The sequence below is a fragment of the Geomonas azotofigens genome, from assembly GCF_018919395.1.
GTDB classification, from domain to species: Bacteria; Desulfobacterota; Desulfuromonadia; order Geobacterales; family Geobacteraceae; genus Geomonas; species Geomonas azotofigens.
The window spans coordinates 1-15,847 of record NZ_JAHLME010000001.1 but is presented as its reverse complement, the minus strand read 5'-3'; the positions used below and the strand labels follow the sequence as shown (position 1 = coordinate 15,847).

The following is a 15,847-nucleotide window of genomic DNA, read 5'->3' as shown; positions in this document are numbered from 1 at the left end:
ACACGTGCCGCGCGGCGCTCGGGCAAGGCACATCCAAAAGCCTCAACGCAAAGACGCGGAGCCGCGAAGGCGCCAAGACTTTAAGCACTTAAAACCTAGAGTCTTTTGTCAAAGTCTTTTCTTCGCGGCTTGGCGCCTTTGCGCCTTTGCGTTAGGCCTTTCGGGTTTCCCTAGTAGCACTCCGGCCGTCTGTCTTGAAAACAGCCGATGCTCGCGCGCCAGGAGGTGATCTCGGCGGGGTCGAGGAGCGCGGTCGGCTCGCAGTTCTCGTAACCCCCTTCGGCCAAAAGTTCCCCCTTGGGGTTGACGATCATCGAGGAGCCGAAGAAGTCGAGCTTGCCGATCATGCCGCAGGTGTTGGTGGCGACCACGAAGAGCTGGTTCTCGATGGCGCGGGCGCGGATCAGGGTGCGCCAGTGCTCCTCGCGCGGCTTGGGCCACTCGCCGGAGACGATGATGATCTCGGCGCCGTCCACGGCGAGCCTGCGGGTGAGCTCGGGAAAACGCAGGTCGTAGCAGATGATGACGCCGATCCTGCCGACGCTGGTGTCGAGCAGGCAGACGGCGTCGCCGCGGTCCAGGTGCCGGTCCTCGTGCATCAGGCCGAAGAGGTGCATCTTCCGGTAGCTCCCGGCCAGCTTGCCGCGGTCGGCGACGTAGGCCGTGTTGTAGACCTTCTCGCCGTGCGGTTCGGGGAGGCTGCCGACGATGGTCATGCCGAGTTCCCCCGAAAGCGCCAGTATCCGCTCCACCAGGGCCGGGGTTCGCAGGGCCAGCTGGTTCAGCTGACGGTAGTCGAAGCCGCAGCTCCACAATTCCGGCAGCACCACGAGCTCCACGCCGTCCTGGGCGAGCTGGCGCAGCTTGTCGGTCACGTAGGCGAGGTTCTTGTCGATGTCTCCCAGCGCTATGTTGAACTGCAACGCGGCGGCTTTGATGCTCTTCTGCATGTTCCCTCCTCATTGACCACGTGGCACAAAAATCTGTGGGGGCGCATAATCATTCGCCCGCCTCTGTCGCGTCTTTGCCTCTTTGGCCATCATCGGCGCACAAGGCCCCGACGGCTGGGCAAATAGTATTTGCCCCTACCGTGGACAGCCTGGTGCCTTTGGTGGACATGTCGGCCCTGTGCCTGTCGGGGTGGATAGTAATTCGCCCTCCCCTTCGGGAGCGCCGCCCGAAACCTTGCCATCACGGGCAGGCGATCCGACGGCGCTCGGAGTGTAATATTACTCCCCGCCAATTTCAAGCGTCTTCGTGCAGTTGCGGCGCTTTCGCGTGACAAGGAGAGGGGGGATCTGCTAGAACCATAGCTGGCGTGTAAAGGAGCGCGAGAGCCATGAGAGCCGGTCTCTATATTCATTTCCCCTTCTGCCTCAAAAAATGCCTGTACTGCGACTTCAACTCCACCGCCTGGTCCGGCGACGAATTGGACGGCTACGTCGAGCTGTTGCTTTGCGAGATGGAGCTGCGCCAGAAGGTACTCCCGGAAACGGTGCAGGCGTCGACCCTGTACCTTGGCGGCGGCACGCCGTCGCTCATCGCGCCGGAACTGGTGGGGCGCCTGATCGATCAGGCGGCGCTCCGGTTTGGCCTGGAACAGGGGGCGGAGGTCACCCTGGAGGCGAACCCGGGCACGCTCACCCCGGAGCGGCTGGCCGGCTACCGGGCGGCGGGGGTGAACCGCCTGTCGCTCGGCATCCAGTCTTTCGAAGAACGCCTCCTCGAGCGTCTCGGGCGGGTGCATACGGTGGATGAGGCGCTGGCGGCCTTCGAGCAGGCGCGCCGCGCCGGCTTCGACAACGTGAGCATCGACCTCATGCACTCCCTCCCCGGGCAGACCCTGGACGACTGGCGCGCCGCGCTGGCGCGGGGTATCGCGCTCGCTCCCGAACACGTCTCCGCCTACGCGCTCTCCATCGAGGAGGGGACCCCCTTCGAAGGGTTGTACCAGCGTGGGGAACTCCAGTTGCCGGCTGAGGAAGAGGCCGCGCGCATGTTCGAGACCACCGCCGAGATGCTCACCGGCGCCGGCTACCTCCATTACGAGATCTCCAACTTCGGCCTCCCCGGCCGCTTTTCCCGCCACAACCAATCGTACTGGAGCCGGCAGAGCTACCTCGGTTTCGGCTCCGGCGCCCATTCCTTCTGGAACCCCGACGGGCTGGGGCGCCGCTGGAACAACGCCGCCGACCTCGACGGCTACCGCGCCGCCATCGGCGCCCGGCTTCTTCCCGAGCGGGACGAGGTGCGGCTCTCCCTCGAGGACGCGGTGGCCGAGAGCTTTTTTCTCGGCCTCAGGGTGTTGACCGGGATGGACCTCGCCCCCCTCAAGGCGCGCTTCGGCGAGCAGGCGCTGGCGGGCCAGCTGGCGGAGGTGCGGGGGCTGCTGCGGGCCGGTCTGCTGGTCGCCGAGGGGGAGCGCATCCGTCTTGCCGACAGCTCGGTAATCATCGCCAACAGCATCTTTTCCCGCTTTCTGTAAATCCGCCATTATCCTGCCAGAGAACCCCTTGACAAAGCACAGGTGCGTTGCTAACTTGAAGCTCGTTTAGCACTCGAACTTTTTGAGTGCTAAACGCTTTTGAGGGTCAAGGCTATGGAAGAGCAACTTTCTGAACGCGGCAAACGGATCCTCGAAGCGGTCATCGAGGACTACATAGCGACCGCAGAACCGGTGGGGAGCAGGACCATCACCCGCAGCCACGCGCTGGCGCTGTCACCGGCCACGGTACGAAATGTCATGGCCGACCTGGAGGAGATGGGGCTGCTCGCCTCGCCGCATACCTCCGCCGGCCGCATCCCCACCGACAAGGCTTACCGTCTCTACGTCAATTCGATCCTGGAGGCGAAGCAGAACCTCATGCCGGGCAAGCGCGACGAGATCCGCAGGCGCTGTCGCATGGCGGGCAAGGACCCGGCCGAGATGCTCAAGGAAGCGAGCCGGCTTCTCTCAACCACCTCGAGCTACATGGGGGTGGTGATGGCGCCGCGCATGGCCGCCAACGTCTTCCACCAGATGGAATTCGTCAAGCTCTCCAGCCACCGCATCCTGGCCATCCTGGTCTCGCAAAACGGCACGGTGCAGAACCGGCTTTTGGAGACCGAGGAGGAGATCCCGCAGGAGGACCTGGTCCGCATGGCCAACTACCTGAACGGGATGCTGCAGGGGTTGACCATAGCGCAGGTGCGTGAACGGCTTCTGGCCGAGATGCAGAGCGAGAAGGTCCGTTACGACTCGCTGATGGCCAGGGCGCTGGCGCTTTCCGAGCAGACCATCAGGACCGACAGCACCGAGATCTTCCTCGAGGGGCAGGCGAACATCCTGGACCAGCCGGAATTCGCCGACGCCGCCAAGATGCGGGAGATCTTCAGGGCATTCGAGAAGAAGAGCCTCCTTTTGGACCTGCTGGACCGCTCCATGCAGGCCGAGGGGGTCCAGATCTTCATCGGGTCGGAATCGCCCCTGCTCAAGATGGAGGGGATGAGCCTGGTCACCTCCACCTACCTCACCGGGAAGGACACGGTCGGGGTGCTGGGGGTCATCGGCCCGACCCGGATGGGTTACGGCCGGGTGATACCGATCGTCGACTATACGGCCAAATTGATAAGCCGCCTGCTCGAGAGCGAGTAGGGCGAGAGAAAAGGAGAGTACAAAGGGATGGACAAGAAAAAACACGATGCGCACCAGCACGACAAGAAAGCGGAGGCGGCGTCGCAGGACCACGTCGAACTGGCGCAGCCGCTGTCGGATGCGGATCGGATCAAGGAACTCGAAGAGGCCCTGGCCGCCAAGGGGCTTGAGTCGGCGAGCAACTGGGACAAGTACCTGCGCGAGCGCGCCGACCTTGAGAACTACCGGAAGCGGGTGCAGAAGGAGAAGGAGGAGATCCTTAAGTACGGCAACGAGCAGATCATCATGGAGCTCCTTCCCTCGGTGGACAACCTGGAGCGTGCCATCGACCACGCCAGCGAGGACGACCCCATCGTCGAGGGGGTGAAGCTCACCCTGAACATGCTCCTTTCCACCCTGAAGAAGTTCGGCGTCACCCCGCTGGAGACCCCGGCCGGGACCCCGTTCGATCCCGCCTTCCACCAGGCCATGACCCAGGTACCGAGCGCGGACCAGGAGCCCAACACCGTCGTCAACGTGTTCCAGAAGGGGTACATGCTGAACGAGCGACTGCTCCGCCCCGCCATGGTCACGGTCGCCGTAAAACCTTAACCGCAGGGACTGGGGACTACGGACTAGGGCGAGTAAAAACCTTGGGTTTGCCAGCCCCTAGCCCCCAGCCCCCAGCCCCGCAGTTTTTTTTACCCCGCCCCTTGTTTTTTACCGGGGGCATGACTAGCTTGCTGAGTGACAGTTACCATATGAGGAGGCAATCACATGAGTAGAGTAATAGGAATAGACCTCGGGACCACCAACTCCTGCGTGGCAGTGATGGAAGGTGGGGAGCCGGTTGTCATAGCGAACGCAGAGGGAAGCCGCACCACCCCTTCCATGATCGCTTTCGCTGAGAACGGCGAGCGGCTGGTGGGCCAGCAGGCCAAGCGCCAGGCGGTCACCAACCCCGAGAACACCCTGTACGCCATCAAGCGCCTGATCGGGCGCAAGTACGATACCGAGGCGGTCAAGAAGGACATCGCCATCTCCCCGTTCAAGATCGTCAAGGCCGACAACGCCGACGCGTGGGTCGAGGTGCGCGGTCAGAAGTATTCTCCGCCGGAGATTTCGGCGATGGTGCTGATGAAGATGAAGAAGACCGCCGAGGACTACCTCGGTGAGACCGTCACCGACGCGGTCATCACCGTCCCGGCGTACTTCGACGACTCCCAGCGCCAGGCCACCAAGGACGCCGGCAAGATCGCGGGCCTCAACGTCCTGCGCATCATCAACGAGCCGACCGCGGCGGCGCTCGCCTACGGCCTGGACAAGAAGAAGGACGAGAAGATCGCCGTGTTCGACCTGGGCGGCGGCACCTTCGACGTCTCCATCCTGGAACTGGGCGAAGGGGTCTTCGAGGTGAAGTCCACCAACGGCGACACCTTCCTGGGGGGCGAGGACTTCGACCAGAAGATCATCGACTACATCGCCGACGAGTTCAAGAAGGACCAGGGGATCGACCTCAGGGGCGACAAGATGGCGCTGCAGAGGCTCAAAGAGGCGGGCGAGAAGGCGAAGTGCGAACTCTCCACCTCGCTGGAGACCGACATCAACCTTCCGTTCATCACCGCCGACGCTTCCGGTCCCAAGCACCTGACCATGAAGCTCTCCCGCGCCAAGCTGGAGTCCATCTGCGCCGACCTGATCGCCAAGCTGGAAGGCCCCTGCCGCACCGCGCTCAAGGACGCCGGCCTCTCCGCTTCCGACATCGACGAGGTGATCCTCGTGGGCGGCATGACCCGCATGCCGATCGTGCAGAAGAAGGTGCAGGACATCTTCGGCAAGGTCCCCAACCGCGGCGTCAACCCGGACGAGGTGGTCGCCATCGGCGCGGCCATCCAGGGGGGCGTTCTGCGCGGCGACGTGAAGGACGTGCTGCTGCTCGACGTCACCCCGCTCTCCCTGGGCATCGAGACCCTGGGCGGCGTCATGACCAAGCTGATCGACAAGAACTCCACCATCCCGTGCCGGAAGAGCCAGGTGTTCTCCACCGCGGCCGACAACCAGCCGGCGGTTTCCATCCACGTCCTGCAGGGCGAGCGCGAGATGGCGTCCGACAACAAGACCCTGGGCAACTTCGAGCTCTCCGGCATCCCGGCCGCGCCGCGCGGCGTGCCGCAGATCGAGGTCACCTTCGACATCGACGCCAACGGCATCGTTCACGTCTCCGCGAAGGACCTCGGTACCGGCAAGGAGCAGTCCATCCGCATCACCGCCTCCTCCGGCCTCTCCAAGGAGGAAGTCGAGAAGATGGTGCGCGACGCCGAGGCGCATGCCGCCGAGGACAAGAAGAAGCGCGAGCTGATCGAGGCCAAGAACCAGGGCGACAACCTGATCTACTCCACCGAGAAGTCGCTGAGCGAGTTCGGCGACAAGATCGACGCCTCCGAGAAGCAGAAGATCGAGGAAGGGATCGCGGCCCTCAAGAAGGCCCTGGAGGGGAGCGACGCCGATGAGATCAAGAAGGCGAGCGAGACCCTGATGCAGGCGTCCCACAAGCTGGCCGAGGCGGTCTACGCCAAGGCACAGGCCGCCGGCGCCGAGGGTGCCGAGGCGCACGCCGAGCCGGAAGCCGGCGGAGCCGCCAAGGGCGAGAAGGTCGTCGACGCCGACTTCGAGGAAGTGAAGGACGACAAGAAGTAAGTAAAAGGTTGCAAACCGGTGCCGCTTTAGTGGAAGATGGCGCTGCATCTTAGAAATGACAACCGCAACGGGCAGCGTCTCATGAGATGGGACGCTGCTCTTTGTGTTACGAGGGCTTACATTGGCAAACGGTGACAAACAGGATTACTACGAACTGCTCGAGGTGAACAAGAACGCCTCCGAGACCGAGATCAAGAAGGCGTACCGGCGTCTGGCCATCAAGTACCACCCGGACAAGAACCCCGGCGACAAGAGCGCCGAGGACAAGTTCAAGGAGATCTCCGAGGCCTACGAGGTGCTTTCCGACCCCGAGAAGCGTGCCCGCTACGACCAGTTCGGCCACGCCGGCATGGGGGGCGGCGGCTTCAACGGCTCCCCCTTCGGCGGTTTCAGCGGCTCCCCGTTCGGGGACATCTTCGGGGACATCTTCGGGGAGGTGTTCGGCGGCCGCCAGAAGAGTTCGCGCGGCAAGCGCGGCGACGATCTGCAGTACAACCTGGAGATCACCTTCGAGGAGGCGGCCTTCGGGGTCGAGAAGAAGATCGACATCCCCTACGCCAAGCGTTGCGAGACGTGCGGCGGTTCCGGCGCCAAGGCCGGCACCCAGCCCAAGACCTGCCCCACCTGCCAGGGTGCCGGGCAGATGCGCTTCCAGCAGGGCTTCTTCAGCGTTTCCAAGACCTGCTCGCACTGCAACGGCGAAGGGCGCGTGGTGGAGCATCCCTGCCCGAGCTGCCGCGGTACCGGCACGGTGCGGGACAAGAAGACCATCTCGGTGAAGGTTCCCGCCGGCGTCGAGACCGGCATCCGCTTGAAGCTCTCCGGCGAGGGTGGGCAGGGGATCAAGGGGGGGGGCAACGGCGACCTTTACGTGGCGCTCACGGTGCGCGAGCACTCCATCTTCCGGCGCGAGGACAACGACGTCCTGTGCGAGATCCCGATCAGCTTCACCCAGGCGGCGCTCGGCTGCGAGATCGAGGTGCCCACCCTGGACGGCAAGGTGAACATGAAGATCCCGGAAGGGACCCAGTCCGGCGCCATCTTCAGGATGCGCGGCAAGGGGGTTCCGGCGCTGCAGGGGTACGGGCGCGGCGACCACCTGGTCATCGCCAAGGTGGAGACCCCGACCAACCTCAACAAGCAGCAGCGCGAGCTCCTGGAGGAGCTGGCGCGCATCAGCGGCGAGGATGTAAACCCGATGCGCAAGAACTTCTTCGCCAAGGTCATGGACATCCTCACGTGACAAAAACGCTCACCCGGTGCGTGGTCGGTTTTCTGGCGGTTCTTTTGCTCGCCGCCCGTCCCGTGCCGGCCCTGAGTGCCCCCGCCCAGGCGACGCTGCTGGCTGACGGCGCCTACTCCGGCGCGGTCAGGGAACGCATCCGCGGGGCGAAAAGGCGCATCATCTGTGCCTTTTACCTTTTCAAGGCCAGCGGGCGCAGGGGGAATCTCCCGGCACAGATCGCGCAGGACTTGGCCCAGGCCAGGGGGCGCGGGGTGGATGTCACCGTGATCCTGGAACCGGGCGATTCGGTAGGACGCGACAACCGCGCCGCGGCCGCGTACCTGGCGCGCAAGGGGGTGCGGGTTATCTTTCCGCCCGGCAGGCGCACCACGCACGCCAAGGCCGTGGTCATCGACGACCGGTACGTGTTGATCGGGAGCCACAACCTCTCCCACGCGGCGCTGACCCGGAACCGGGAGCTGTCGGTGCTGCTGGACGCGCCGGAGCTGGCGGCGCAGGTGACCAGGTACCTCGAGGGGATCAGGTAGGCCGGTCAGGTAGCCTCGATCGCGATGGACACAGGCGGGCGAATGATTATTCGCCCCTACAGGACTTGCTGATTACGAATCAGCTACTCACCATCGGCATCATTGCCTGATGCCATTAAGCACTGGCACCCGGACGAGACATTCCCGCTGTAGGGGCGAATAATCATTCGCCCAGCGCTCTCGCCTCACCTACTGTTGGTAGCCACCACGAAAGCCGCAGCATCGCCGTCGTCAACAAAAGGAGTAGCAACCTTGCTTTCCCGTCGGTACGCTTCACTCAAGAAGCTCTTCTCCCCCGTTTTTCTCGTCATCCTCCTGGCGCTCACCTGCGCCGTTTCCGCCCACGCCTCCATCGCGACCTATCCGGAACTCCCGACCGGCTACACCTCGATCCGGGTCTTCGACGGGCAGCAGCGTTACGTCGGGCGCATCCTCCCTACCCAGCGCTACTGGGTCTCCATCGACAGGATCCCGGTTTTCCTGCGCAAGGCCCTGGTCGCCACCGAGGACTCCCGCTTCTACGAGCACGGCGGCATCGACGTGCGCGGCATCGCCCGGGCCCTCGTGAAGGACGTGGTCAAGGGAAGGCTCGCCGAGGGTGGCTCCACCATCACCCAGCAGCTGATCAAGAACAAGTTCCTGACCGGCGAGAAGTCGCTCGACCGCAAGGTGAAGGAAGTGCAGCTCGCCATGGATTTCGAGAAGAAGTACACCAAGGACCAGATCCTGGAGATGTACTTCAACGAGATCTACTTCGGCAACGGCGCCTGGGGCATCGCGCAGGCGGCGCGACAGTACTTCGACAAGAACCCGGAGGAGTTGACCGAGGCGGAGTGCTCCCTTCTGGCCGGGGTGCCCAAGAATCCCGGCCGCTACAACCCGCTGGGAGACCAGGGCAAGGTGAGCGCGCGCCGCAGCGTGGTGCTCTCCCGCATGGTCGCGGTCAAGATGATCACGCCGCAGCAGAAGAGGGCCATCGAGGCGCACCCGGCCACGGTGATCAAGCCGGGGCAGGCGCAGGGGTACCTCGACCTGGTGCGCAAACAGCTCGTGGAGCGTTACGGGGCGCATATCGTGGAGCAGGGCGGGCTGGACGTGATCTCGGCCATGGACGTGAACCTGCAGAAACAGGCGGAACAGGTGCTGCGCGACGGGGTGAAGAAGGTGAACCCGAACCTGCAGGGGGCGCTCATCTGCATGGACCTGAAGACCGGCGACGTGCTGGCCGCGGTGGGTGGGGTGGACAACGGCAAGGGGGGCTTCAACCGCGCGTTCTCGGCCAAGCGCCAGCCCGGCTCTTCCATCAAGCCGCTCATCTTCGCCGCCGCTCTGGAGCAGGGGTACACGCCGGCGAGCATCCTGGACGACAAGCCGGCCAGCTACAACAAGGGCAATGGGCAGGTGTGGAAACCGCAGAACTACGAGAAGAAGAGCTACGGGGATCTGTCGCTTAGGCAGGCGCTCGCCCACTCCAACAACGTGATCACGGTGAAGCTGCTCGAATCGCTCGGGGTGAACAACTTCGTCACCTTCGCCGGGCGCCTGGGCCTCACCCTGCGCACCCCCAACGACCTATCGCTCGCCCTGGGCACCGACGAGGTGACCCTGAACGACCTGGTCTCGGCCTACTCGCCGCTGGCCAACGGCGGCATGCGCAGCGAGGGGCGCACCATCATCCGGGTCTATGACCGCAACCGCAAGAGCTGGAACGAGAACCCGTCCCAGGTGGCGCCGGTGCTCTCTCCGGCCACCGCCTTCGTCACCACCTCGATGATGAAGGACGTCCTGACCTACGGGACCGCCAAGGGGCTCAGGAACTTCACCCGCCAGCGCCCCGCCGCCGGCAAGACCGGCACCACCGACGACTACCGCGACGCCTGGTTCGTGGGGTACACCCCGCAGCTGATCACCGGCGTCTGGGTGGGATACGACAAGCCCAAGCCGGGTGGCAGGGGCTTCACCGGCGGCGCGGTTTCCGCGCCGATCTGGGAGAAATTCATGCGGGTCGCCAGCGCCGGCAAGCCGGCGGTCGACTTCGCGAAGCCCGAAGGCGTGGTCACCGTCAACATCGACCCCAGCACCGGCCAGCTCGCCACGCCGGAGTGCCCGACCACCAAGGATGAGGACTTCATCGCCGGGACCGAGCCGACCACGTACTGCTCCAGGCACGGCGGCGACGCCATGCCGCCGGCGCAGCCGGGACAGCCGGGACAGGCGGGACAGCCGGGACAGCCGGGACAGCCGGGCGTCACCGCTCCGGGGGAAGGGACTCCGGCCAAGGAACCTGCCGAGGAGGGTGGGGATGAAGGCGCCGACGGCGCTGCCGGTCGCGAGGGGGACGTACTGCGCTAGGCGGGGCCGCCGGTTTCGGTGGCGTAGTAGTGGCGGATCGGTTTGAGGTCGTCGTCCAACTCGTACACCAGCGGCGTCCCGGTCGGGATCTCCAGGTGGACGATGTCCGAGTCCGAGACCCGGTCCAGGTACTTGATGAGGGCTCGCAGGCTGTTGCCGTGGGCGACGATGAGCGGCCGACGGCACTCGCGCAGGGCCGGGGCGATCACCTGCTGCCAGCAGGGGAGCACCCGCTCCACCGTGTCCTGCAGGCACTCGGTCCTCGGGATCAGGTGCCGCGGCAGAAAGGCGTAGCGCGGGTCGCGGCCGGGATAGCGCTGGTCGCCCTCGGCGAGCGCGGGGGGGCGGACGTGGTAGCTGCGCCGCCACAGCTGCACCTGCTCCTCTCCGTACTTCTCCGCCGTCTGCGCCTTGTTCAGCCCCTGCAAAGCGCCGTAATGCCGCTCGTTCAAACGCCAGTCCTTGTGTTCCTCGATCCACACCAGGTCCATCTCGCGCAGGATCATCCAGAGCGTCTCGATGGCCCGGCGCAGCACCGAGGTGAAGGCGACGTCGAAGACGAATCCCTTCTCCTTCAAGAGACGCCCCGCGCTCCTGCTCTCCTCCTCGCCCTGTGGGGAAAGCTCCACGTCGGTCCAGCCGGTGAACAGGTTTTCCCTGTTCCAGACGCTCTCTCCATGTCGAATCAGTACCAGTTGCTGCATGAGCCCGCCTCCTTTGCAACCCGCCGCGGCGCTACTTGGCGCCCGTCGCCTGTTTCGCCTCTTCCAGCTTGTCGGTGACGTTGTTCTTGATCCAGGACGGGTCCCACCACTCGATCGGGTTCACTTCCTGCCCCGAAATGGCCACGCCGAAGTGGAGGTGGTCGCCGCCGGCAAGCCCGGTGTCGCCGGTGTCGCCGATGATGTCCCCCTTTTTCACCTGGTCCCCTTCCTTCACGCCGATCCGGCTCAAATGACCGTAGAGCGTCTGCAGCCCCATGCCGTGGTCGATGATGACGCACTGGCCGTAGATGCCGAGGTCGTCGGCCCATACCACGCGCCCGGCGTTGGCGGCCGGGACCTTCGAGTGCGCCAGGGAGGCGAGGTCGATCCCCAGGTGGTACTGCTCGTCCACCTGTTTCCCCTTGTAGAAGTAGCTGCGCAGTTGGCTGAAGCTGCCCCGCGGCGCCGAGTTGGGGAGGCGCAGGAACTCGCCCTGCCAAAGCGGAGTGGGGGAGGTCTTGAGCCCCACCTGGTACAGGGTTTTCCGGTCGGCCTGGCGCCCCTCGCCGTTCACCTTGAGAAAGATCTCCAGCGGCGAGGCCGCCTTCGGGTAGCGGTCCTTGAATTCGCCTGAGACCTTCTCCAGGAAGGAGTCGGTCAGTTCGATCCGGTCCCTCGGGAAGGATTTTTCCAGCACGTGGTAGTAGATGCCGGTGAGCCGCTCGTTGCCGGCCCGGTCCACGGCCAGCACCTTGGGGACAAAGCGCTCCTGCGGCAGGTCGCTGGGGAAGGGGAACAGGCAGGCGTAGAAGCCGCCGGGCTGGAGATAGGCGGGGTAGAAGCGGTCGGCGAAGACGACGCCGGTCCTGGCCACCTCCCGGTTCACCGTGTAGAGCACCAATCCGGCGCCGCCCCGGGAGACGTTGTGGGCGGTGCTGAGGATGGCTACCGCGGGAGGCTTGTTCTGGTAATCGAAGGTGAACGACTGCTCGGTGCGGTTGCCGGAGCCGAACCCGTATATGGAGCGGTCCGCTGCCCGGACCTCCAGCCGGACCGGCCCTTCCTTGAGCCCAGGCTGCGCGGGAAGCCTGAAGGTCTCGGTCGCCTGCGTGGTGCCCGCGGGATAATCCCTGGCGAGGACGGGAAAGCTCTTCTGCCCCTGCACCAGGTTGACGCTCAACGACTTGAGCCCCGACTTGTCGCGCAGCCGCAGCGCCACGTCGAGCTTCGACGATATAGGGCCGTTTTGCCGGGAGAGCGACAGGGCGGGGCCCGAAGTGTCAAGAAAGTAATACACACCGAGGCCGAGAAGAAGCAGGATGATCAGGATGGCCGCCACAGCTGTCGTTTTCATGGCTCTCCTCCCAGCGGCGGGCACGGCGGAGGACGTTCCCCCCGTTCCGGCGCCCGTGCTGTCGAGCATAGTTAATCCGGGTTAAGGCACCATCGGATTTTAGCACCCACCCCCTCGAAGTCCAGCCTGGGCGGGGCAGGGGACTGGCACAGGTGCGATGACCGTCACTAAAAAATATTGTAGCTCTCTGTAAAAAAATCAGACAGGTGGTATATTGAATATCAGCTAGCTAGCTGTAACAGAATGTCTCGGAAAAGGAGGTAGCGGTATCGAGGTAAACTCCACTGAAGAGGATTCTAATTACCAGGCAGCTGTACCAGCTCCGATGCCCAAAGCATCGGAATGACTCCTGTAACGAGGGGATCGAGTAAATAAAAGAGGCCTTGCGTAGCGACAGCGGGCCTCTTTTTTATTGTCACAGTCACAGTTGGTCACCGTACTGGCACAGCTGAAAGAATATAAGCAAGTTGCATGCGTCTTCTGCTATATTAGGGGAATCGGGATAGCGTAATTCCCGCATTTCATCCATACCAAAGGAGGAATAGCTATGAAGAGGATAACAGCGGCACTGCTTGCCATGGTGATGGCCATGGTTTCCCTGCAAGGTTGCTACGGCAAGATGGCGCTCACGAGAAAGGTCTACCAGGTGAACGGCGAGGTAGGGGACAAATTCCTGCGCAGCCTGGTGACCTGGGTATTCATCATCGTTCCGGTCTATGGCATTGCGGCACTGGTCGACTTCGTGCTGTTCAACACCATCGAGTTCTGGAGCGGGCATAACCCCGTGGCCCAAGGGGAGAAGGAGTTCCAGTACAGCGAAAACGGCGACACCTTCAAGGTCCACGCAAAGAAGAGCGGCGACATCCTGCGCTACACCTTCAACCGTTACCATGGTGATACCTATGTCGACACCCTCACCATCGACTGGAACGTGAAGAGCGGCAACTCGGTCGCGGCGCTGCGGGAGGGGGACAACGTGACCCGGTTCCAGGCGATGCGCGGCAGGGACGGCGTGCAGGTGACCAGCTCCGGTTCCGGCGCGTTCAATCTCGGTCGGCAGGTGGCGGCTGTCTACAAGTAGGGGGGCTGATACTCAGAGGTGGAAAGAGGGATGGCAACGTTAAGTGTTTCACACTTATCAGGAGGCAACTCGAACAGTATAACTGGAAAAAAAAGTTTTTGACAGACTGTTTCTTTCGGTTGGGCGATGCTATGTTTGACTCAGCTAGCTAGCTAAGAGGGATCTCGGAAAAAAGGAGGTAATCAGCATCAAAGAAACTCCACCGATTCGGAATCTCACAACCTGAAGCTGTAGCCTCCCGGTGCCCACGGGCACTGGCAACCACCCTTGAAAAGGGTACCCAAGTAGACGCAACAAAGAAGGCCCGCCATCAAGGCGGGCCTTTTCACTGTACCGGCTCACGAAACGATGTGGCCGCCAACAATTAAAAAGGGTCGTAGACTTTCGTCTGTGACCCTTTTGCTTTTTGGAGCCGAAGAGCGGACTCGAACCGCCGACTTGCTGATTACGAATCAGCTACTCTACCAACTGAGTTACTCCGGCCTATCTGTTAGCGAGGTTAACCTTTTACCGTAAATTCCCACCTCAGTCAATGTCATTTTAGAGTTCCCAGGGCCTCCACCGCGGGTGGAGTTGCGCGGCGCGAGCACCGACCCCGCGAGCACCAACGACCGGCTATTTGACGTAATCGCGGATTTCCCGGATCCCCACTCATAGTTCATGAAGGGTCTGTAAGTCCCACGTCAAGGGAGGAAAACACGCAGCGGAGAGAATTTACTCCCCCGCTCGACGCGATTTTTAATTCAATCGTTACCAGATCGCTGCTTTTCGTCGCTTTTCGTTGTGGGACGTGCCGGGTAAAGGCCGGGTAAAGGCCGGTGTTTTCACGGGAAACCACCTCATTTCCTCGCGAAGTAACGTACTTTTGCTCCTCGGGCAACGGTCCCAAATCTCTAATCTACATTCCTTTACAAAAAAAAACAAATCTTCAACATCCCGGTTTTACATTCTTTAACTTTGCTTCACGGGGACGCGGCTGTCTTTGCCGGGATGCAAGGGGCACATTTCTTGCGTCCTGGCGCGCCTGTAGGACTATTTCGTACCTCTACATCGTCCATTACCGCACGTGAGGATCAGGGACAGGGGAAGGCTATGCTGAAAAAAACACTGGCTGTTCTGGCTGCTACGGCCATCATATCGGGAGCGCTCTGGTCATGGGCCGCGACATCGTTTCAGCTGCAAACGAAGCTGAGCAGTGCCGGCGGCAGCCTGCAGGTTCGCAACAACCCCGTCCAGACAGTGGCCGGCACGGTCGTCTACAGCAACTTCACCACGGCCGACCCGGTTCCGGTGAAGGTGACCGCCAACCCCGGCTACAAGATCACCAGCCTGACCAAGACCGGCGTGGCCCAGGTGATCGGCAACTACACGACTCACTACTCCACCACCTTCAGGAAGGTTGACGGCTCGACGCAGTCCCTGGTGGCGGGCTTCACCGCGCAGAAATACACCGTCACCGGCGTCGTCTACGGCCCGGGCATCATCACCCCGGCCAGTACCCAGGTGGCCTACGGCGGCACCGCCGTGTTCACCGCGAGCCCGAGCACCGGCGCGGTCTTGACCGGCGTCACCGGCGGCACGGTCACCAACGCTTCCGGCGGCGCGGTCAGCTACCCCTACACGAGCCCGGTCACCATCACCGTCAGCAACGTGACCGCCCCGACCGGCGTCTCGGCCTCCTTCGCCACGGTCGGCGTCAACGCCGGCGAGGACCAGACCGGCATGATCATCACCAAGGCGACCCTGAGGGGCTCCATGCAGGGGAGCGGCACCTTCACCTGGAGCCAGGATAGCGGCCCGGTGGTCACCCTGCAGGACATCAACACGCTCAACCCGAGCTTCGTGCCGATGCAACTTGGCACCTACGTGTTCCGGCTCACCCAGTACTTAAGCGGCGTGGCGGTGGCGACCTCCACCGTGCAGGTGAGGGTGGTCGAGTCGCTGATCAGCTCCATGAGAACCGACTGCAACGGCTGCCACTCCGCCTCGGGGGTCTACCCGACCCCGCTGGCGTTCACCCTGTGGTCCTCCTCGAACCACAAGGAGCTGGGCGTCTCCTGCGTTTCCTGCCACACCACCGGGGCGATGCCGACCCCGGTCAACACCTCGAGCGTCAACTCCAGCACCTTCGTGAACCAGCTCCCCAGCGCGGGGCCGGTGGGGGGGTACTACTGCGAGGCCTGCCACAGCGATTCGATCTTCTCGGGCTACGACCGCTCCATGCACAAGACGGTCGGCGTCACCTGTACCTCCTGCCACAAGCAGGGGCCGCA

Annotated in this window: 12 protein-coding genes and 1 tRNA gene; 9 read left to right on the top strand and 4 right to left on the bottom strand. The window is 63.2% G+C overall.

What is annotated here, in order from left to right; all coding sequences use genetic code 11:
- Window positions 1-170 precede the first annotated feature (170 nt).
- On the bottom strand, window positions 171-950 hold the full coding sequence (locus KOL99_RS00065) for a carbon-nitrogen family hydrolase (protein ID WP_216508308.1): 780 nt from the start codon (window positions 948-950) through the stop codon (window positions 171-173).
- A 389-nt stretch (window positions 951-1,339) separates the two neighbouring features.
- On the opposite strand from KOL99_RS00065, the gene hemW reads away from it, so the two are divergent.
- From hemW to KOL99_RS00030, 7 genes are all read left to right on the top strand, one after another.
- Window positions 1,340-2,485 (top strand): radical SAM family heme chaperone HemW, encoded by a 1,146-nt coding sequence (hemW, locus tag KOL99_RS00060; protein ID WP_216508306.1) that lies wholly within the window; start codon window positions 1,340-1,342, stop codon window positions 2,483-2,485.
- A gap of 114 nt (window positions 2,486-2,599) precedes the next feature.
- Entirely contained in the window at window positions 2,600-3,634 is a 1,035-nt protein-coding gene (hrcA, locus tag KOL99_RS00055) for a heat-inducible transcriptional repressor HrcA (RefSeq protein WP_216508304.1), read from the top strand.
- A gap of 27 nt (window positions 3,635-3,661) precedes the next feature.
- Complete coding sequence (gene grpE, locus KOL99_RS00050) at window positions 3,662-4,225, top strand: nucleotide exchange factor GrpE (protein WP_216508302.1); 564 nt, start codon at window positions 3,662-3,664, stop codon at window positions 4,223-4,225.
- 165 nt (window positions 4,226-4,390) lie between these two features.
- Complete coding sequence (gene dnaK / locus KOL99_RS00045) at window positions 4,391-6,310, top strand: molecular chaperone DnaK (protein WP_216508300.1); 1,920 nt, start codon at window positions 4,391-4,393, stop codon at window positions 6,308-6,310.
- Window positions 6,311-6,431: 121 nt separating this feature from the next.
- Window positions 6,432-7,553, top strand: coding sequence for a molecular chaperone DnaJ (dnaJ, locus tag KOL99_RS00040; RefSeq protein ID WP_216508298.1), 1,122 nt, complete (start codon window positions 6,432-6,434; stop codon window positions 7,551-7,553).
- A complete protein-coding gene (locus KOL99_RS00035; protein ID WP_216508296.1) occupies window positions 7,550-8,083 on the top strand; it encodes a phospholipase D-like domain-containing protein in 534 nt (177 codons plus the stop codon). Before dnaJ ends, KOL99_RS00035 begins: the two co-directional genes overlap by 4 nt.
- A gap of 252 nt (window positions 8,084-8,335) precedes the next feature.
- Window positions 8,336-10,435, top strand: a complete 2,100-nt coding sequence (locus KOL99_RS00030; RefSeq protein ID WP_216508295.1) for a penicillin-binding protein 1A — start codon at window positions 8,336-8,338, stop codon at window positions 10,433-10,435.
- On the opposite strand, the gene gpmA is transcribed toward KOL99_RS00030, so the two are convergent.
- Together gpmA and KOL99_RS00020 are read right to left on the bottom strand one after the other, a co-directional pair.
- Window positions 10,432-11,139 carry a 2,3-diphosphoglycerate-dependent phosphoglycerate mutase gene (gpmA, locus tag KOL99_RS00025; protein WP_216508294.1) on the bottom strand — a complete coding sequence of 236 codons (708 nt, stop codon included), beginning with the start codon at window positions 11,137-11,139 and terminating at the stop codon, window positions 10,432-10,434. The genes KOL99_RS00030 and gpmA overlap by 4 nt on opposite strands.
- 31 nt (window positions 11,140-11,170) lie before the next feature.
- Entirely contained in the window at window positions 11,171-12,493 is a 1,323-nt protein-coding gene (locus tag KOL99_RS00020; protein WP_216508293.1) for a M23 family metallopeptidase, read from the bottom strand.
- A 547-nt stretch (window positions 12,494-13,040) separates the two neighbouring features.
- On the opposite strand from KOL99_RS00020, the gene KOL99_RS00015 reads away from it, so the two are divergent.
- Window positions 13,041-13,574 (top strand): DUF3332 domain-containing protein, encoded by a 534-nt coding sequence (locus KOL99_RS00015; protein WP_216508292.1) that lies wholly within the window; start codon window positions 13,041-13,043, stop codon window positions 13,572-13,574.
- 407 nt (window positions 13,575-13,981) lie between these two features.
- On the opposite strand, the gene KOL99_RS00010 is transcribed toward KOL99_RS00015, so the two are convergent.
- Window positions 13,982-14,057 (bottom strand) — tRNA-Thr (locus tag KOL99_RS00010).
- Window positions 14,058-14,666: 609 nt separating this feature from the next.
- Between KOL99_RS00010 and KOL99_RS00005 the strand changes: the two genes are divergently transcribed.
- A partial coding sequence (locus KOL99_RS00005; RefSeq protein WP_216508289.1) for a cytochrome c3 family protein occupies window positions 14,667-15,847 on the top strand: 1,181 nt, incomplete at its 3' end.